At 73.1% G+C, this 17911-nt stretch carries 17 protein-coding genes and 2 tRNA genes; 6 read left to right on the top strand and 13 right to left on the bottom strand.

Going from position 1 to position 17911, the window contains the following annotated elements; genetic code table 11:
- The first annotated feature begins 129 nt into the window (after positions 1–129).
- Positions 130–894 (top strand): glutamate racemase, encoded by a 765-nt coding sequence (locus HNR10_RS23855; RefSeq protein ID WP_312889401.1) that lies wholly within the window; start codon positions 130–132, stop codon positions 892–894.
- Here HNR10_RS23855 and HNR10_RS23850 read toward each other — a convergent pair.
- Positions 846–2363: a hypothetical protein gene (locus tag HNR10_RS23850; RefSeq protein WP_179827187.1), complete on the bottom strand. Its 1518-nt coding sequence runs from the start codon at positions 2361–2363 to the stop codon at positions 846–848. The two genes, HNR10_RS23855 and HNR10_RS23850, sit on opposite strands and share 49 nt — an antisense overlap.
- A 198-nt stretch (positions 2364–2561) precedes the next feature.
- On the opposite strand from HNR10_RS23850, the gene HNR10_RS23845 reads away from it, so the two are divergent.
- The gene (locus HNR10_RS23845) at positions 2562–2909 is read left to right on the top strand and encodes a hypothetical protein (protein ID WP_179827185.1); all 348 of its coding nucleotides are present in this window, start codon (positions 2562–2564) and stop codon (positions 2907–2909) included.
- Between the two features lie 155 nt (positions 2910–3064).
- A complete protein-coding gene (locus HNR10_RS23840) occupies positions 3065–3592 on the top strand; it encodes a DUF6315 family protein (protein WP_179827183.1) in 528 nt (175 codons plus the stop codon).
- 532 nt (positions 3593–4124) lie between these two features.
- On the opposite strand, the gene HNR10_RS23835 is transcribed toward HNR10_RS23840, so the two are convergent.
- From HNR10_RS23835 to HNR10_RS23785, 11 genes are all read right to left on the bottom strand, one after another.
- Entirely contained in the window at positions 4125–6188 is a 2064-nt protein-coding gene (locus HNR10_RS23835) for an ATP-dependent DNA helicase (protein ID WP_179827181.1), read from the bottom strand.
- 76 nt (positions 6189–6264) lie between these two features.
- Positions 6265–6738 carry an SRPBCC family protein gene (locus HNR10_RS23830; RefSeq protein WP_179827179.1) on the bottom strand — a complete coding sequence of 158 codons (474 nt, stop codon included), beginning with the start codon at positions 6736–6738 and terminating at the stop codon, positions 6265–6267.
- On the bottom strand, positions 6731–7081 hold the full coding sequence (locus tag HNR10_RS23825; protein WP_179827177.1) for an ArsR/SmtB family transcription factor: 351 nt from the start codon (positions 7079–7081) through the stop codon (positions 6731–6733). The genes HNR10_RS23830 and HNR10_RS23825 overlap by 8 nt, the downstream gene beginning before the upstream one ends.
- 180 nt (positions 7082–7261) lie before the next feature.
- Entirely contained in the window at positions 7262–8101 is an 840-nt protein-coding gene (locus HNR10_RS23820; RefSeq protein WP_179827175.1) for a class I SAM-dependent methyltransferase, read from the bottom strand.
- A 193-nt stretch (positions 8102–8294) separates the two neighbouring features.
- Positions 8295–9923, bottom strand: coding sequence for a LuxR family transcriptional regulator (locus tag HNR10_RS32055; protein WP_218897965.1), 1629 nt, complete (start codon positions 9921–9923; stop codon positions 8295–8297).
- A gap of 59 nt (positions 9924–9982) precedes the next feature.
- Entirely contained in the window at positions 9983–10330 is a 348-nt protein-coding gene (locus HNR10_RS23810; RefSeq protein WP_179827171.1) for a hypothetical protein, read from the bottom strand.
- A gap of 277 nt (positions 10331–10607) precedes the next feature.
- A complete protein-coding gene (locus HNR10_RS23805) occupies positions 10608–11171 on the bottom strand; it encodes a dihydrofolate reductase family protein (RefSeq protein ID WP_179827169.1) in 564 nt (187 codons plus the stop codon).
- Positions 11172–11470: 299 nt separating this feature from the next.
- Positions 11471–11543: transfer RNA gene (locus tag HNR10_RS23800), tRNA-Ala, on the bottom strand.
- A 139-nt stretch (positions 11544–11682) separates the two neighbouring features.
- The gene (locus tag HNR10_RS23795; protein WP_179827167.1) at positions 11683–12102 is read right to left on the bottom strand and encodes a CBS domain-containing protein; all 420 of its coding nucleotides are present in this window, start codon (positions 12100–12102) and stop codon (positions 11683–11685) included.
- Between the two features lie 156 nt (positions 12103–12258).
- Positions 12259–12966 carry a hypothetical protein gene (locus HNR10_RS23790; RefSeq protein WP_179827159.1) on the bottom strand — a complete coding sequence of 236 codons (708 nt, stop codon included), beginning with the start codon at positions 12964–12966 and terminating at the stop codon, positions 12259–12261.
- 463 nt (positions 12967–13429) lie between these two features.
- Positions 13430–13502, bottom strand: a tRNA-Ala gene (locus tag HNR10_RS23785).
- Positions 13503–13646: 144 nt separating this feature from the next.
- On the opposite strand from HNR10_RS23785, the gene HNR10_RS23780 reads away from it, so the two are divergent.
- Complete coding sequence (locus tag HNR10_RS23780; protein ID WP_121180128.1) at positions 13647–13940, top strand: GroES family chaperonin; 294 nt, start codon at positions 13647–13649, stop codon at positions 13938–13940.
- A gap of 43 nt (positions 13941–13983) precedes the next feature.
- On the opposite strand, the gene HNR10_RS23775 is transcribed toward HNR10_RS23780, so the two are convergent.
- Positions 13984–14568, bottom strand: coding sequence for a TetR/AcrR family transcriptional regulator (locus HNR10_RS23775; protein ID WP_179827157.1), 585 nt, complete (start codon positions 14566–14568; stop codon positions 13984–13986).
- A gap of 121 nt (positions 14569–14689) precedes the next feature.
- On the opposite strand from HNR10_RS23775, the gene HNR10_RS23770 reads away from it, so the two are divergent.
- Both HNR10_RS23770 and HNR10_RS23765 read left to right on the top strand, forming a co-directional pair.
- Positions 14690–16441, top strand: a complete 1752-nt coding sequence (locus HNR10_RS23770) for an ABC transporter ATP-binding protein (RefSeq protein WP_179829923.1) — start codon at positions 14690–14692, stop codon at positions 16439–16441.
- Between the two features lie 253 nt (positions 16442–16694).
- Positions 16695–17858 carry an alpha-hydroxy-acid oxidizing protein gene (locus HNR10_RS23765; protein WP_179827155.1) on the top strand — a complete coding sequence of 388 codons (1164 nt, stop codon included), beginning with the start codon at positions 16695–16697 and terminating at the stop codon, positions 17856–17858.
- Positions 17859–17911 lie beyond the last annotated feature (53 nt).

Here is a 17911-nt window from a genome sequence, read left to right as displayed (position 1 = left end):
CCGGGGCCTGCGGTTTCTCCGGAGAGCCGTGGGATTCCCGCGATGGGTGTGCCGTGGACCACGACGGGTGTGGTCATGGGACCAGGAGTTCAGCGGGTTCGGTGGGCGGTCCGGCTAGGATCGGGGTTCGTGCGCATCGTTCTCATTGACTCCGGTATCGGCATGCTCTCCACCGCCGCGGCCCTGCGCGCGGCGCGGCCCGACGCCGACCTGGTCCTGTCCATGGATCCCGACCACATGCCCTGGGGGCTGCGGACGGCGGACGAGGTGATCGGCCGGCTCCTGGCCGGGGCGCGGGCCGCACGAGGCGCGGAGGCGGACGCGGTGGTCGTGCCGTGCAACACGGCGTCGGTGCACGGGCTTGACGCGCTGCGCGCCGAGTTCGAGCCGGCGGTGCCCGTGATCGGTACGGTGCCGGCGATCAAGCCCGCGGCCGCCGCGGGCGGACCCATCGCCGTGTGGTCGACCGTCGCCACGACCCGCAGCCGGTACCAGCGCCGCCTGGTCGAGACGTTCGCGGACGGGGTGGAGGTCACCCCCGTGGCCTGCGCCGGCCTGGCCGAGGCCGTGGAGTCGGCCGATCCGCGCATGATCGCCGAGGCGGTGGACTACGCCGCCGGCCTCACCCCCGCCGTACGCGGGGTGGTGCTCGGCTGCACGCACTACGACCTGGTCGGTGCGCGGATCACCGAGGCCCTGGGCGACGTGGAACTGTACAGCGCCGCCGAGGCGGTGGCGGCGCAGACGCTGCGCCGGGTCGGTGACGTGCCCCTCGGCGACACTGCGGGCAGCGTGCGGGTCCTGGCCGGTGGCCGCCCCGCGCCGATGCCCGCCGCCGCCCTGGCCTATCCGGCCGGTCGGGCGCTGGCCGCCGCGCCGACCTCGGCCCTGTAGTCCTCACTGGTCAGCGCGCCCGCGGCGAGCGTGCGCACCAGGGTGCGCACACCCGCGGTGTCGTTGTCGTGCAGCAGGGTCTCCAGCAGGGACAGCGCCGCGCGCTGGTCGCCAGGCTGCTCCCGCACGTGCCGCCACTGGGGCGCGGTGGCCGCGTCGGAGAGCATGAGCGTCCGGCCGACCTGGCCGAGTGCGGCCAGCAGCGGGGTGTCGTGCGGCATCGCGGCCAGGGCCGCGTTGACCTGTTCGGCCTGCTGCTCGGGGTTGATCTCCTCGACGGGCTGCGCGCGCAGGAACTCCAGGATCCGGTCCGCAGGGGCCAGCGGCTGGACCGGGGGCATCCCGCCGACCAGGGCGCGCGCCTCCGCGAGGTCGCCGAAGATCTCCTCGGTCCGGGTCAGCTCACCGATGAGCCGCTCCGCCCGCTGCGCGGAGCAGGAGGCCACCCAGTGCGCGCCGCGGCCGGCGGCGAGCCGGGTGGCGGCCAGGGCGAGCTCGGCACCGCGGCGGGGCGCCCCGACCCGTTCGAAGTAGCGCGACCAGGTGGTCACGCGCACGCCCAGCCGCCAGTCGTTGCGGACCGAGCCCAGGGACACCAGGTTCTCCACGGCCTCCGTCCACGCGGGGCGCAGACGCGGGAACGCCTCGGCCTCCTCGACGGTGGGCAGGACCGTGATGGCCTCGCGCGGGTCGCACGCGCCGATGCGGGCCAGCCAGGACAGCAGGCGGGCCCGTTCGAAGCGGATGGTGCGCCGCAGCGAGGTACGGCGCGGATCGGCCGGTTCGCCGAGTGAGAGCTCGGCCTCCATCCGGTCGAGCGCCTCCAGGGCCTCGGTGTGCTTGTCCTGGTAGCGCAGCGCGCGCACCAGGGTGAGCACTCCCTCGGCGCCGAACAGGGCCGGGCCGGTGGCGGTGTGCTCGTAGCGGCGCAGTTCCGCCTCGGCGCGGTCGGGCGCGTCCTCGTCCACGAGCAGGTTCACCCGGGCGAGGGTGAACGCGGGCCAGGCCGGGGTGCGCTCCCAGCCGGCCAGCCGTCGGGCCGACAGCAGTTCGCGGCGCAGCGCGGTCGTCCCCCGGGAGTCGACGTTGGCGTGGCAGGCGACCAGCGTGTGCAGGGCCGAGACCGGCAGCGGACCGTGCGCGAGCGGTTCGGGCTCCTCGGCTGCCGCCGCCGCGGCCTGGTCGAGCGCTCGGCCCCCCTCGGCGAGCGCTCCGGTGCGCACGGCCAGCGGCCAGTGCGCGAGATAGTGCAGTGTCGCGGGGCCGAGGACCCCCGGGACCCCGGCCTCCCCCGCCTCGGCGACCAGGCGCCGCGCCCTGCGCAGCGCCGACCGGGCCACCGCCTCCACCCGTACCGTCTCCCCGGCCTCGGCGAGGACGGGCAGGCTCGTCACCGCGTCGGCGAGTTCCTCCTGGCCCGCGGCCCGCAGACGGCGTCCGGTCTCTCCCGCCCATGTCCACATCGGCATATTCTCTCCCCCTGTACTACCGTGTGGAAACAGAACGTAGCAGCGTGGTGACGGAGTTGTCCGGGGAACGCGGGAAACCGGTGCAGCACGGGACTTGAGGGGTCGATCCGGGGTGGACGGGGACCGATAGACTCTGTTCCACCGATGGTGCCCCGGCGGGGTTTCCGCGAGCCACGACTACGAAACTGGATCACACCGATGGGATGGCGAGACCGCTTCGGACTCCGCAAGGCCAACCGCAAGAGCAAGACGCGTTTCGACCGCGCCTCCGAGGATTCGGACATCAAGGCGCTGATCGAGTTCGCCAAGAGCCGGGTGGGCGTGGAGTTCTACGTCGAGCCCGAAACCTTCGCCACGACGACGACGGCCGTGGCGGTGGCCACGGACGGCGAGTGGATCCGCCGCAGGTGCGGCTCGCCGAACGTCATCCGCAAGGTGGCACGGAAACTGGCCGCCCCGGCCTACGACGTCCATGCCGTCGGGTACCCGCAGCGGATGCGTGACTGGAGCGCGCGCAACAAGCGGCGCCTGTCCCTGGACGAGTGAGTCCGGACACCTCCGCCCCGCGTGCGGGTGCTGCCCGAAACCCGCGACCGCGTCATTTTGGGCATTGATGACGACACCTTGCCGCGACTTCCTCTCCGAACGGGTTCCCTCACGGGGGCATTCCGTCGCATACTCGCCTGGGAGGGGGGACGCTGATGAAGCAGGATCTCACAGCCCTGTGCTGCGAATGCGGCATGAAGCGCGTGGTGAGCGACTACCAGAGCGTGGGCGAGGCGCAGTCCGCCTACGGTCTGGCCCGCTGTGTCGTGTGGCGCAAGTGCCGTGCGTGCGGTTACCGCACCTACCACGCCTTCCTGCGGGCCGACGAGGAGCGCGACGAGCTGGAGGACGCCCTCCGGCTGGACGGCGCCCTGGCCGCCGAGGCACTGGACGAAGAGGTGGAGCAGCTCCGGCTGTGCGGGGTCGACATCGGCCACGCCCCGGTCCCGGCGATCTGGGACGGCCAGTCGGTGGGCATGGTGACCCAGCGGCTCACCGACCACGCCTACTCGATCGTGCTGGACCCCGAGGCCTCGGTGGTCTCACGGCTCAAACTCATCGACATGATGTGGAACGAGCTCCTGGTGGGCGACCACGACGACCGCTGGTACATCCAGGAGTCCGAGGACGAGAGGACCCCGGGGTACGCGGTGCGCCTCTTCGGCTACCGCACCCGCGGCTAGGTGGTCCGGGGCTGGTTCGGGGCGCTTCACGCCGGGGCCTTCGTCGTCGACTTGCCTTGCTCGTTCCTCGCTGCGGCCCCGTCTCCTCCTGCAGGCACCGGCGCGCCCCTCACCCCTGCTTGCCTTGGGCCGCCGCTCGTGCCTCGCTTTGGCCCGGATAGACCCCCTGGGGCCGAGGCAGGAGCACCCGTGCACGAGACGCGCCCCCGGCTTCGCTCCGGCAGGCGCCGGGCACACGTCCCGACCGTCCGCGCACGATGTGTGCACCCCCAGGCTCCAGTGGCTCCGAGGGCACATCCGCAACCTTCGGCACCCATGCGCGTGCCGGGCTTCGGCAGGCACCAGAGGCACCTTCCCAACCGTCGTCACCACGACACGCGCACGCCCGCGCTCTCCGGCGGGCGCCGGGCGCACATCGCGGCCGTCCGCGCAGGATGCACGCCCCGGCACCGAACGCATCCGAGCACGACGTCCGCGCTCGGCGGAGGGAAGCGGGAGTGGCGGGTGCCGGGCCGAACCGGGTGGGGCCCGGCTATGCGGGTTCGGGTGTGACCCGGCCGGAGAGTCTGCGCAGCGCGGACCGGGCCACGGACGGGTCCGTGGTGCCCCAGTAGGGCGGCAGCGACGCACGGAGGAAGCCCCCGTACCTCGCCGTGGCCAGGCGCGGGTCCAGGACGGCGATGACGCCGCGGTCGTCGGTGGAGCGCAGCAGCCGTCCGGTGCCCTGGGCCAGGAGCAGGGCCGCGTGGGTGGCGGCGACCGCGAGGAACCCGTTGCCCCCGTGCGCGCCCACCGCGCGCTGGCGGGCGGAGGCGAGCGGATCGTCCGGGCGCGGGAACGGGATGCGGTCCACGACGACCAGGGACAGCGAGGGCCCGGGCACGTCGACGCCCTGCCAGAGCGAGAGCGTACCGAACAGGCAGGCCCGCTCGTCGTCGGCGAAGCGGCTGACCAGTTGGCCGGTGGAGTCGTCCCCCTGGCACAGGATGGGGTGGTCCAGGCGCTCCCGGAGCGCGTCGGTGGCCTGCTGGGCCGCCCGCATCGAGGAGAACAGTCCGAGCGTGCGCCCGTCGGCCGCCTCGATGAGCTCGGCGATCTCGTCGAGGTAGGCGTCCGCGAGCCCGTCCCGTCCCGGCGGCGGAAGGTGCTTGGCCACGTAGAGGATGCCGCTGCGCGCGTGTTCGAAGGGCGAGCCCACGTCCAGGGCTCGCCAGCGCGGCTCCCCGGCGGCACGGTGCGGCCCGTCGTCGTTGTCGTCGCCGGCGTCGGCGGAGGGCTCCTGTCGCCGGGCGGCCTCGGCCTCCTCCGCGACCTCGCGGCCCAGGCCCCACTGGTGGGCCAGCGCGGAGAAGGATCCGCCGAGGGTGAGGGTGGCGGAGGTGAGCACGACGGTGCGGTCGCCGAAGAGCTTCTCCCGCAGCAGCCCGCCCACGGCGAGCGGCGCGACGCTGAGCGAGGGCGGCCGGGACGGCGCCCTGGTGAGCCAGACGATGTCGGTGCGGTCGCGCAGCGCGGGCTCGAAGGACTCCAGGACGCGCACGGCGGTGTCGTGCACCTCGCCCAGGGCGGCCAGGGCGAGCTTCCGGTCCGTGGCGGAGTCCGGGTCCTGCTCCCCCGGTGAGGGGCCGATGGCGGTGACGCACGCAGAGGCCGCGTCGCGGACGGCCGCGACCGCGCCGGCGAGACCGTCGTCGATGTGGTCGAGGCGTCCGTCGGGAGCGTCGGTGAACATCAGGGCGAGCCCGTCGGCGCACTCCGTGAGGCGCTCGCTGATCCCCGGCTCGACCAGCCGCGCGGCCCGTTTGGCGGCCGTGCCGACCGAGCGCTCGGTGAGCGTCCCGGTCGCCACGGAGGTGGCGCGGTCCACGAGTTCGTGGGCCTCGTCGATCATGATGGTGTCGTGCTCGGGCAGCAGGTGGTTGCCCTGGGACATGTCGATGGCGAGCATGGCGTGGTTGGTGACCACGATGTCGACGCCCTGGGCGGCCTCGCGGGCGAACTCGGCGAAGCACTCCTGGCCGAAGGCGCACACCCGCGCGCCGACGCACTCGTTGGCGCCCACCGACACCTGCCGCCAGGCCAGGTCGCTGACGCCGGGCACCAGTTCGTCGCGGTCGCCGCTCCCGGTCTCCTCCGACCACTCGTGCAGCCGGGCGACCTGTCGGCCCAGCGAGGACAGCTGGCGGGGGTCGAACAGCTCGCTGTCCTCGGCCTCGTCGTCGGCGGTCTGCAGGCGGTTGCGGCAGAGGTAGTTGCGGCGGCCCTTGAGCACGGCGAACGTGGGTTCGCGGGGCAGCAGCGGAGCGAGCGCGGCGGCCAGTCGCGGCAGGTCCCGGTTGATGAGCTGGTTCTGCAGCGCGATGGTGGCGGTGGAGACCACGACGGTGGTCTCGCGGGCCAGGGCGTGTCTGACGGCGGGTACGAGGTAGGCCAGGGACTTACCGGTGCCGGTACCGGCCTGGACCACCAGGTGTTCGCGTCGGTCGACGGCGTCGGCCACGGCGCCGGCCATCTCTGTCTGGCCCTCACGGCGGGTGCCGCCCAGGGAACGGACGGCCGCGTCGAGCAGGGTGGGAACGTCGGGAAGATCTGCCACGCATCGACAGTACCGGCCTGCGACGACAGCATCGGCGTCGTCCACAGGCCGGTTCCGGGGGATCGTGGGGATCCGCTCAGGTCATCGTGCGGAGCAGTGCCTCCAGGGCGTCCATCGACTCCGTCAGCCCGGTCTCCATGCCCGACTCCACCATGCCGTCGCGGTCCTCGACGGACTGGAAGACCGAGTACGAGGTGTAGCGGGTGCGGTCGCCCTCGCTCTCCAGGGAGTGCGTCTCCAGCAGGACGTGTCCGGGCTGCCCCTCGAACTCGAACGTCTGGGTGAAGCCCTCGGGCGCGGTGACGTCGTGGAAGACCCCGTGGAAGGCGTACTCCCCGCCGTCGGCGGCCTTCTCCACGACGCGCCAGGTCCCCCCGGGGCGGGGCTCGAACCGGTCGATGTGGAGCTCGCTCTCCTTCATGCCCCACCACTGCGCCAGGTACTGCGGGTCGGTCATCGCCTTGAACACCACGTCGCGCGGTGCGTCGAAGCTGCGCCGCACGACGATGTCCTGCCGACCGGGCTCCGCGATCACTTCGAGGTCACTCATGGTCCTTCTCCTCGTCTCTGCCGTTCCGCATGGTCCGGATGACCGCGTCGAGCCGGTCGAAGCGGTCCTCCCACTGCTCGCGGTACCGCCCGATCCAGTCCGACGCCCGCTCCAGCGGCTCCGCCTCGAATCGGCACGGCCGCCACTGCGCCTCGCGCCCCCGACTGATGAGTCCCGCGCGCTCCAACACCTTCAGGTGCCGGGAGACCGCCTGGAGACTGATCGGGAACGGCTCGGCCAACTCGTTGACAGTCGCCTCGCCCTCCGCCAGCCGTGCCAGCAGGGCTCTGCGGGTCGGGTCGGCCAGGGCCGCGAACGTCAGACTCAACGGGTCGTTCGCCATGTCTCTTATTCAATCGCTAGGTTGATCAACCGATGTGTTGATTATGCCCCCGCACGGAGGCCCGCGTCAAGGGTTCATAGAAGGGTGTCGTGGCTCTGGCCGCACACCCGACGGCCCCGCCGCACGCCCGACGGGCCGGGCGCCCGTGGGCGTCCCGACCCGTCGTCACCGCGGCGCGCGTCAGTCCTTCGTCCCCCGGCCGATGTTGACCTCGGCGTGCAGCACCGCGCCGCCGGGCCCCTCGGCACGCTCCCGGAGGACGCCGTCCAGAACGTCGCGCACGGCGGCGCGCTGTTCCGTGTCGAGGCCGGCCACCAGCCCCGCTCCGATCGGGTGGCTGGAGGTCACCTCGTTCCACAGGTCCGTACCGGAGCCGAAGGGCATGTCCCACACGACGGTGTCGACCGCCGTACCGGTCAGGCCGGCGTCGGTGAGCACCTGGTGGAACCGTTCCGGATCGGCCAGCTGGAAGGGCGGCGGAGGAGTGTCCTTCGGCAGTCCGGCGAAGCCGGGGACGACCGCGCCGACGGCGCCGACGAAGACCCCGAGGAACTCGGACCTGGTCAGGGCGCCGAACGCCACGACGAGGACGGTCCCGCCGCGCCTGGTGACGCGCACCATCTCGGAGAGCCCGGAACGCAGGTCCGGTGACATGGTCACGCCGTTCTGCGAGGCGGTCACGTCGAAGGAGGCGTCGCCGAATCCGAGCGAGTGGCAGTCCATCGCGCGGGCCTCGACCGAGGTCAGCCCCTCGGCCGCCGCCCGGGAGGCCAGGCGGTCGACCATGCCCGGGGCGATGTCGACCGCCACGACGTCGGCACCACGGCGGGCCGCGGGGAGGGCGAGAGCGCCGGTCCCGGCCGCCACGTCCAGGAAGCGGGTGCCCGGGCCGACGTCGACCCGGTCCAGCGCCCGCTCGCCCAGCCGGAGGGTGTCGGGGGTGACGTACTCGTCGAAGCCGGACGCGATCGACTCCCACGCGTCCCGGACCTGAGCGGTGTCCGGTGTGGATGTGGTCATGATGTCCTCCTCCGTGTGCGGACGGGAGCGCCGCGGCGACCGCGCCGCGCCCGCCGGGGCCTTCCGGATGCCGGCGACCACTTCCGACGCTAGATCCGGCGGCGCCGTCCGCGCATCGCCCCCGCGTACCACGCGCGGGCCCCGACCTGTGGTCCGTCCGTACCACCGGCCGCGTCCGCTCGCGGGCCGGCGGTCACACGAGCCCGTGCTCGTAGGCGTAGGCGGTCGCGCCCGACCGCGAACCGAGGCCGAGCTTGGCGTAGATGTTCTGCAGGTGGCGACGCACGGTGTGCTCGCTGATCGCCAGGTCGCCGGCGATCTGACGGTTGGTGCGCCCGGCCGCGACCCGCCGCAGCACCTGCAGCTCCCGGCCGGTCAACCCGTCGCCTCCGGCCGACGACGGCCACCGCTCGCCGGTCCGCCCCGCCTCGGGCGCCGCACCGAGCCGGCGGAGGATCGCCCGGGCGGCCTCCCTCTCCATCCGGGCGGTGTCGTGGTCGTGCAGCCGGGCGCACGCGTCCGCCAGCAGCAGACCCGTCCGAGCGGCCTCGTAGGGAGCGTCCAGGCTCCGCCAGGCCGCCTTCGCCTCGTCGAGGACCCGTGCCGCGGCGACGGCGTCACCCTCCGCCAACAGGATGCCACCGTGGGCCTGGTCCACGACGGCCCGCAGGTACGGCGAGTCGAAGCGGGCCGCCGTGCGCCGGAGCTCGGCCACCGCGGACCGGGCCTCGCCCGGCTCCCCCGCCACCAGGGCGATCTCCGCGTACGCCGCCAGGAGCGGGGCCCGGTCGGAGGGGTCCCGGACCTCCTCGGCCACCCGGCGCGCCGCCCCGATCGCGTCGTCCACACGGCCCTGCGCGAGCCTCAGCAGCGCCAGACCGGGATGGACCGGGTGTCCCCAGGTCCCGGCCTCGCGGTAACAGAGCTCGGCGCGGTCGTAGTCGCCCCGCACGCGCAGGAGGTCGGCCTGCCGGTAGAGGGCCATCCCCTGGGCGGGGTCACCGGGCAGGTCGGCGAGGTGCGCGCGGGCGCGCTCGATCTCGGCCAGCGCCTCGGTCCAATGGCCGCGCAGTTGCAGCAGTTCGGAGCGGTGCACCATGCACTGGCCGCGGTAGGGCCGCAGGTCCGGTTGGGCCGCGCACCACTGGTCCAGGACCGTGGTCCACTCCTGGGCGCGGCCCACGTCGAACATCCTGTGGCAGGTGATGATCACGGCGCAGTAGATCGTCCCCGTCGCCAGGGGCGACACCTCGCCGGTGGCGACCGCGAGCATGGCCTCGTCGAGCATCGCGACGCCTCCGCCGGGGTCGCCCCGCGCCACCAGTGCCTGCCCGCAGCCCAGCCGCCCCAGCGCGCTCAGGTCCGCGTCGCCCGAGCTGGCACCGAGTGCGGCGGCCTGCTCGAACCCGGCGTAGGCGGCGTCGGGGTCGCCGCCGGCCAGGGCCCGCAGGGAATGCGGGAGGCACAGGTACCCCTGTTCGGCGCGGTCCGGCGGGCACTCGTCCAGGACGCGCCGGGCCCGGGCGAACCATCCGCCCCCGCGCGCGTGCTCGCCCCGCTCCATGAGGGTGAGTCCCAACCAGAAGGCGCACCGCACGGCGCGGCCGGGATCGCCGTCGTCGTACCAGGCGCGGTGGGCCCGCGCCCAGGCCACGCCGGCGGTCTCGACGTGGCCGGTCAGCTGCGCGGCGACCCCGAGGCGGTCGAGGTCCTCCGCGCCCAGCCGGCCCGACTCGTCGGCGGCGCACAGACCCCGGTAGGCGTCCGCCCAGGCCTGTCGGCCGTATGCCTCGCGGGCGGCCGCGAGTGGATCATCGGACACTCCTCCATTATGGGGAGCCGGACGCCCCCCGTCCATGAGACGCGAGGCGTCACGCCTGGTCAGTGCAGGTCGGCGACCGCTCGGCCGATCTCGGCCTCGGCGCGCAGCACGGCCGGCAGCAGCTCGGAGTCGATCCAGTCGCGCTGTTCGGGCCGGGCGGCGCGCCCGCGCGGACCCAGGTCCTCGGCGAGCACGGTGAGCACGGCACGGATGCGGCGTACGTGCGCCAGGTCGGGTGAGTCGGCGGGCCTGCGGAACGTCTGCTCGGCCAGGAGCGCGTAGCTGTCGGCCAGCACCTGCTCGATCTTGTCGATCGCGGCGGACCGGACGACCTGGTCCCACTCCGCGGTCGAGAAGGGCTGCCCGGCGGGTCCCGAGGCGTCGGACGCGCGGGCGGGGGCCGGCACGCGTGCGGCGGACGGGCCCGTGCTCCGACCCTGTCGGCAGCGCCGACAGGTGACCGAGGACGCCGGTTCAGCGCGGCGCTGGAAGAGAGGGAGGGAGATCAGGTTCCACAGACTGCGCATAACGCCCCCGGATGTCTCGTGTTTGGGGTTATGTCTGCTTTGACGCTCCCGCAGTGGAACCGGTTCCCTCCCGCCGGCCTCCCGCACGGGTCGGCGCCGGTCGGACGGAACCCGTCCGGCCGGCGCGGGGCCCGGGGGCGCTCCCCGGGCCGCCACCTCAGCGGACGACGTCGAAGACCTGCTTCTGCACGCCGTTGGAGTAGACCGCGTGCTCGACCAGGTTCAGCTTGGTGAGGTCCTTGTCGGTCTCGCTGAACAGGCGCTTGCCCGCGCCCAGGAGCAGCGGGTAGACGACCAGGTGGTAACGGTCGACCAGCCCGGCGTCGGCGAGGGCGGCGCCGAGTTCGGCGCTGCCGTGGACGATGATCGGGCCGCCCTCGGTCCGCTTGAGCTCGGCGACGTCGTCGAGCGACCGCAGGATCGTGGCGGGCCAGCGGGGGTCCTCGTCCGCGAGGGTGGTGGACACGACGTACCTGGGCATGGCGTTGTACTCGGCGAACTCCTCCATGGAGGGCCACACCGGGGCGAACGCCTCGTAGCTGCGCCGGCCGAGGAGGAGGGCGCCGGCCTCCTGCTGTTCACGCCCCTTGATCTCGAACGCCTTCTCGTCCATCTCCACGGCGTTGAAGGTCCACCCGGAGTTGCGGTAGCCGGGTTCTCCGCCGGGGGCCTCCATGACACCGTCGACGGACACGAACGAGGTGATGATCAGGGTGCGCATGGTGTTCTCCTTGCTTTTGCGTCCCGCTTACACCCCATCGTCGAACGGGCCGGCCCGGATTCGACACACCTGGAGAACTTTTTTCGCGCCGCGTGCCGCGGTTCGGGCCCCAACGCGAAACGGCCCCGCCCTCAGGCGGAGCCGTTTCGGTGTGCCAACGTCCGTGGACCTGACGGGACGTCACTCGAACCCGCGGGGCGAAGCCCCGCATCGGGGGTCTGCGGGTCGCCCCCCAGAGGAAACGACGAGACGACCCGGTGAGCGCGGTCACGCGCGAACAGGGTCGTCTCGGAGTCGAGTGGAGCTATGGGGATTCGAACCCCAGACCTCCTCCATGCCATGGAGGCGCGCTACCAACTGCGCCATAGCCCCGTGTGAAGCAACGGGAAAAGTCTACCGGACGGGACGGCATGGGCCGACCAGGGCCGGGGCCCGGGATCGTGTGAGCTGCCCGACCCCGCGGCACGGCCGCACCCGCGCACGGCGGTGCCGTGCGCGGGCGGCGCTCCGGTCAGCGGTTGGGGTCGGCGGCGCTGACGTCGGCCAGCGCGGACTCCCGGTCGGTCTCGACGGCGAGGTCCCCCATGGTCACGATCCCCACGAGGTGGTCGTTCTCCACCACCGGCAGACGGCGCACCGCGTCGTCGCGCATCTTGCGCACCGCGTCGGAGACACCGCTCTGCGGCGGCACGCTCACCATCACCGAACTGCAGATGGAACGGGCGCTCTGGGTCTCCGGGTCGCCCCCGGTGGCGAGACAGCGCACCACGATGTCGCGGTCCGTCACGATGCCCACGGGGTGGTCTCCCTCGGCGAGGATCACGTCGCCGACGTCGGACTCGCGCATCACCTGGGCGACCTCGCGCAGTGTCGCCTCCGGGGCCATCGTCCGGACAGGGCTCGTCATCACATCCGCCACGGTCCTGGCCATGTCCTTCCCCCTTCTCTCGACTGCGGTCCCACCGATTCCCCTAGCCGATCCCCACCCGCTGAAACATGTCCGGACTCCCGGCCCCGGCCCCGGCCGCCGGTCCCGCGTGCTGTGGTCCTCCACCGCACGGCACTGCGGTTCCCCCGCCGAGGTCGGTCACATCCAGGCGAGGTCGCAGGGGGTCTCGCCGTCCTGGCTCCAGACCCGGCCCTGCGCGCCGTCGACCTCCAGGCACGTGATCGCGGTGGCGGGACCCGGATGGCGCGTCTCGTCGTAGCCGTCGATGTTCCCGGCGGGCACTTCGTAGCGGAACAGGCTCAGCGCGGGCAGATCCTCGAACGTGAGGGGGAAATCCGCGGACGGCTCCCGCGGACCGATGACGGCCAGGACGCCCTCCTCCTCGGGCCGGTACTCCTCGACCGCGTCCTCGCCGGCCGACGCGTACCCGTCGGGGAGGACCACGCCGAGGAAGTCGTCGGCGTGCACGGTGAGTTCGCCGCCGTCGTCGAGATAGGCGGCCTCGACCGCCAGCACGACCGAGCCGTCCCGGGTCTCGACGGAGGTCACGTCGAGCTCGGCGCGTTCGGTCCCCTCCTCCGGAGCCGGCGCCGGGTCGTAGGTTCCCGCGTTCGTGAAGTCGGCGGTGTAGAGGAGGATCGTGGACCGGCCCCCGGTGTGCATCCCCACGAACTCGATCGGTTCCTCGGCCTCGGGATCCTCGAACGCGAGGCCGCCGCGCTCGGGTTCCGGCACCTCCGTGGGGGACGCGGTCGGGGTCTCGACGGCGGTCGCCGGCGGGTCCTGTTCCGGGGCCTCCCACAGGGAGCATCCGGTCGCGGCGGCGAGCAGGACGGACGCGGGCACCGCCCACCACACGGGACGGCCGACAGGGGACGGGGAGGTTCGATGCACGGGGTGGCTCCGACGTTGTCCTGGGGGTGGGGGCGGTGAGGCGCACAACCAGGACGCCGTAGGGGTTCCGGGGGTCGTCCCCCGCCGGGCCGCCCCCGAAAAGCAGAAGGCCCGCACGGGAGGTTGCGCAGCAACCGACCATGCGGGCCGCCCTCGGGGGTCCGGGGGGTCGTCCCCCGGGGGAAACGACGAGAGGACCCGGCGAGGCGGCCGAAGGCCACCGAGCAGGGTCCTCTCGGAGCGCGGGGGTCCGGGGGTCGCCCCCCGAAAAGCAGAGGGCCCGCACGGGAGGTTGCGCAGCAACCGACCATGCGGGCCGCCCTCGGGGGTCCGGGGGGTCGTCCCCCGGGAGAAACGACGAGAGGACCCGGCGAGGCGGCCGAAGGCCACCGAGCAGGGTCCTCTCGGACTCGAGTGGAGCTATGGGGATTCGAACCCCAGACCTCCTCCATGCCATGGAGGCGCGCTACCAACTGCGCCATAGCCCCTGGTGTGCCGGGCGGTTTCCCCGCTCGGCGATGGCAATACTCTACCGGAGTCCGGGAGTGGGTCGGTCCATCGCGGTCGGGTCGATAGTCGGGTTCCGGGCCGAATACCCTGGAGTGGTGCCCGAATCCAAGCTTGAAATCCAGATGCTCCACGACCGCCTGCTGGTGAAGGCGGTCCCGGACAAGAGCGAGCGGCGCAGCAGTGCCGGACTGGTCATCCCCGACACGGTGAAGCTGGCCACCAGGCTCGCCTGGGGCGAGGTCTGCGGCGCCGGCACCGGCGCCCGGCACGTCAAGACCGGCGACCGCGTGCTCTTCGACCCCGAGGAGCAGGGCGAGGTCGAACTCAACGGCGAGCGCTACGTGATCCTGCGCGAGCGCGACGTGCACGCCGTGGCCAACGAGGCCCCCGAGCGGGGCACCGGCCTCTACCTCTGATCCCCGCGCCCCGGGGCACGCGGGGCGCCTCCTGCCTCCCCGCTCAGGCCTGCTCCCTCGACACGGCCTTGACCAGGGACAGCAGGCACATGTTGAGCGCCTCGTAGGCGGGCACGCGCGCGACCGCCACGTAGGACCATCCCGCGTAGAGCCCCGCCCACAGGAGCTGCTGCGCCCACAGCGGCGTGATCCTCGGGTCGATGGTGCCCTCCTCGTGGCCCCGCTCCACCAGATCGAACACGGCCAGGTCCGCGGGCCCGCACTCCTCCTCCGAGGGCGGCTCGGTGTGGTCCTCGTTGCCGAACGCGAGCATGATCACCCTCTGCAGCGCGAAGTACTCCGCGACCAGGCGTGAGAAGGCCTCCAGTGCGGTGCCCTCGGTCGTGCGCGCCCGCTCGGTGGCCTCCCGGACGAGCTCGTCGGCGTAGTCGCCGAGCGCGCAGGTCAGGTCCGCGCGTTCGGGGAAGTAGCGCTGCAGGGTGCTGCGGGCCACGCCCGCGGCCTCGGCCACCTCGGACAGCGGCGCCTTGGGGTTGTCTCCGAACACCCGTACCGCGGCTTCGAGGATCGCCCGGCGGGTCCGGGCACGCGTCCTCGTCTCTTCCTCTGCCGTCACGCTCTTCGCCATGCACGTCATCCTAGACTTGTCGGTCTTTGGTTGACAAAAATCGGTCACTTGTGACCTACTTTGACCCATGAACGATCCAGATACGGTTCCCACTGATTCTCTCCGCTTCGCGCAGCTGCGCGTGCTCTGGTCGTTCGTGCGGCCGCACCGCCGCAAGCTCGCGCTCAGCCTGGTCCTGGCCCTGCTCGGCTCGGCGCTGCAGCTCGCCAACCCGATGGTGATCCGGCTCGTCCTGGACACCGTGTCCGGGGCGGGCGGCCTCGCGATGCCCGTCGCACTCCTGCTGGGCCTGTTCGTCACCGGCTCCGTCTTCGGCATCTGGCACTGGATCGTGCTCGGCACCGTGGCGGAGAAGGTCGTGCTGGACGCGCGCACCTCGCTCGTGCGCCGCTACTTCCGCGCCGCCCTGATCCCGCTGTCCCGCCGGTCCTCCGGTGAGCTGGTCACCCGGGCCACGTCCGACACCGTGCTGCTGCGCGAGGCCGCCTCCAGCAGCATCATCAGCCTCGTCAACGGCGGGGTCCTGCTGGTCGGGACGCTGGTCATGATGGGCGTCCTGGACCTGGTGCTGCTGGGCGTCACCTTCACCGCGGTGCTCACCGTCACGCTGCTCTTCCTCACCCTGATGCCCTCCATCGCGAAGGCCCAGGAGCAGGCGCAGCACTCCCTCGGGCTCATGGGCGGAACCCTGGAGGGGTCCCTGCGCGCCATCCGCACGGTCAAGGTCAGCCGCGCCGAGGACCGTCTCGGCGCCCAGATCCTCGGCCACGCGCGGGACGCCGCCCGGCACGGGGTCCGCTCGGTCACACGGGAGGCGGTCGCCTGGACGATCGCCTACGGCGGCGTCCAGCTGGCCATCATCGCGATCCTCGGCGTGGGCGCCCTGCGCGTCGGGTCCGGCGACATCGGGGTGTCCACGCTCATCGCCTTCCTGCTGTACGCGTTCACCCTCATGTCGCCCGTCATGGAGCTCTCCCAGAGCATGACCTCCCTGCAGTCGGGCCTCGCCGCCGCGCGGCGCATCCGGGACGTGGAGTCCGTGCCGCTCGAACCGGCCGCGGAGGCCCCCGGCCGCCCCTCCCCCGCCGTCGACGGTGACGGGCCGCTCGTGGAGCTGCGCGGCGTCACCGCCGTGTACGCACCCGGTGCCCGGCCCGCCCTGGACCGGGTGGACCTGACCATCCCCCGGCGCGGCCACACCGCGATCGTGGGCCCGTCCGGGGCGGGCAAGACGACCGTGCTCTCCCTGCTGCTGCGCTTCCTCGAACCCGCGGACGGCGAGCTGGCCCTGGAGGGGGCGCCCTACACCGAGTCGTCGCCGCACGACATCCGCGGGCGCTTCGCCTATGTCGAGCAGGACGCGCCCGTGGTTCCCGGCACCATCCGGGAGAACCTGCTGTTCACCAACCCCGACGCGACCGACGACGAGGTGCGCCGGGTGCTGGAGGAGGTCCGGCTCAGCGAGAAGGTCGACGCACTGGACGAGGGCCTGGAGACCCCGCTGGACGCCACCTCCCTCTCCGGCGGCCAGCGCCAGCGCGTCGCCCTGGCCCGCGCCCTGCTGCGCACCCCCGACGTCCTGCTCCTGGACGAGGCGACGTCCCAGGTGGACGCCATCACCGAGGCGGCGGTCACCGAGAGCGTGCGCCGCCACGCCGACCGCGCGGCCGTGGTGACCATCGCGCACCGCCTGTCCACGGTGATCCACGCCGACCGCATCGTCCTGCTGGAGGCGGGGCGGGTGCGGGCCACCGGGACCCACGGGGAGCTGCTGGCCACGGACGCGCTCTACCGCGAGCTGGTCGCGGCCCTGCACATCGGTGACACCGGACGGCTCGCGCCCACGGCCGCCGACACGGAGCCGGTCCCCTAGAAGGCAACGGTGGTGGGCGGTGGTGGCCGCCTGGTCCAGCGGTCGGCCCCGGCCCCTCCGCCGTGTCCGCGGCGGGTCCGACGCACTCCCCGGGCGGTCGGGGGCGCGATACGATCCGGCCGGGGCCGGCAGGCGCGAACGGCTCCGGGGCCAGGGGACGCGGTCCTCCGCCGCGACTCCCGGTCCGCCGATCCTCCCCCCGAGCGCCGACCGGGCGCTCCCGTCCCCGGCGCACCGCGCCTGTGAGGCCACCATGAGCGACTTCGCCCAGTACCAGGACCTCGTCTACGCCAACGCGACCAACGGCGAACTCCCCCGACTGCCCTACGACCACGAACGCCTGCGCGACCTGGCGGAACAGGCCATGGAACCCGGCCCCTTCGGCTACGTCGAGGGCAGCGCGGGCCGCGAACGCACCGCCCTCGCCAACGTCGAGGCCTTCTCCCGCTACGCCCTGCGCCCGCGCAGCCTGCGCCCCCGGTCCCGCGACAAGGGCGGCCTCGGCGTGACCCTGTTCGGCGAGTCCTACCCGACCCCGCTGCTCACCGCGCCGATCGGCGTACTGGAGCAGGTCCACGACCGCGCCGAACTGGCCGTGGCCGAGGGCGCCGACCCGGTGGGCGTGCCGATGGTGCTGTCCACCGCGTCCTCCACCCCGATGGAGGAGGTCGCCGAGGCCGTGGACTTCTGGTGGTACCAGCTGTACTGGCCGGGTGACGACGAACTGGCGGAGTCGTTCGTGCGGCGCGCGACCGCGGCCGGCGCCAAGGCGATCGTCGTCACCGCCGACACCAAGCGCCTGGGCTGGCGCCCGCGCGACCTCGCCCAGGGCCATCTGCCGTTCCTGCGCAGCCAGGGGACCGCCAACTACTTCTCCGACCCGGTCTTCCGGTCCCGGCTCAAGGCCGACCCCGAGCCCGACGGGGTGTTCACCGAGGCGGTGTTCCACTTCCTGGGCTCGTTCGCCGACAAGGGCCTGAGCACCGACAACATCGCCCGCATCCGCGCGTGGACGGATCTTCCGGTCCTGGTCAAGGGTGTGCTGCGCGCCGACGAAGCGGTCGAACTGGCCGAGATCGGCGTGGACGGCGTCGTGGTGAGCAATCACGGCGGCCGTCAGATCGACAACTCGGTGGCGGCCCTGGACGCGCTGCCCGAGGTGGTCGAGGCCGTGGGCGAGCGCATGACCGTGCTCTTCGACTCGGGTGTGCGCTCCGGCGCGGACGTGGCGGTCGCGATGGCGCTGGGCGCCCGGGCCGTGCTGCTGGGCCGCCCGTGGGTCTACGGCCTGGCCGTGGACGGCGCGGCCGGGGTGGAGCACGTCCTGCGGTCGTTCCTGGCCGAACTCCAGATCACCGCCGAGCTGCTGGGACGCGACGTCGCCGACCTGGACCGCGGCGACGTGGCACGCCGCTAGGGAGCACTCCCCGGGCCGGCTGTGGCGGACGCTCACTCTGCCGTGCGGCAGGG

It is taken from the genome of Nocardiopsis aegyptia (assembly GCF_013410755.1).
Taxonomy (GTDB): Bacteria; Actinomycetota; Actinomycetes; order Streptosporangiales; family Streptosporangiaceae; genus Nocardiopsis; species Nocardiopsis aegyptia.
Note: the sequence above shows the minus strand (reverse complement) of the source record. Positions and strands in the feature narration are given on the sequence as shown.

Excerpts from the sequence above, each read along its gene's own strand:
- HNR10_RS23850 (WP_179827187.1), bottom strand. The coding sequence starts at position 2,363 with ATGCCGATGTGGACATGGGCGGGAGAGACCGGACGCCGTCTGCGGGCC.
- HNR10_RS23845 (WP_179827185.1), top strand. The coding sequence starts at position 2,562 with ATGGGATGGCGAGACCGCTTCGGACTCCGCAAGGCCAACCGCAAGAGC.
- HNR10_RS23840 (WP_179827183.1), top strand. The coding sequence starts at position 3,065 with ATGAAGCAGGATCTCACAGCCCTGTGCTGCGAATGCGGCATGAAGCGC.
- HNR10_RS23830 (WP_179827179.1), bottom strand. The coding sequence starts at position 6,738 with ATGAGTGACCTCGAAGTGATCGCGGAGCCCGGTCGGCAGGACATCGTC.
- HNR10_RS23825 (WP_179827177.1), bottom strand. The coding sequence starts at position 7,081 with ATGGCGAACGACCCGTTGAGTCTGACGTTCGCGGCCCTGGCCGACCCG.
- HNR10_RS23820 (WP_179827175.1), bottom strand. The coding sequence starts at position 8,101 with ATGACCACATCCACACCGGACACCGCTCAGGTCCGGGACGCGTGGGAG.
- HNR10_RS23805 (WP_179827169.1), bottom strand. The coding sequence starts at position 11,171 with ATGCGCACCCTGATCATCACCTCGTTCGTGTCCGTCGACGGTGTCATG.
- HNR10_RS23795 (WP_179827167.1), bottom strand. The coding sequence starts at position 12,102 with ATGGCCAGGACCGTGGCGGATGTGATGACGAGCCCTGTCCGGACGATG.
- HNR10_RS23780 (WP_121180128.1), top strand. The coding sequence starts at position 13,647 with ATGCTCCACGACCGCCTGCTGGTGAAGGCGGTCCCGGACAAGAGCGAG.
- HNR10_RS23775 (WP_179827157.1), bottom strand. The coding sequence starts at position 14,568 with ATGGCGAAGAGCGTGACGGCAGAGGAAGAGACGAGGACGCGTGCCCGG.
- HNR10_RS23765 (WP_179827155.1), top strand. The coding sequence starts at position 16,695 with ATGAGCGACTTCGCCCAGTACCAGGACCTCGTCTACGCCAACGCGACC.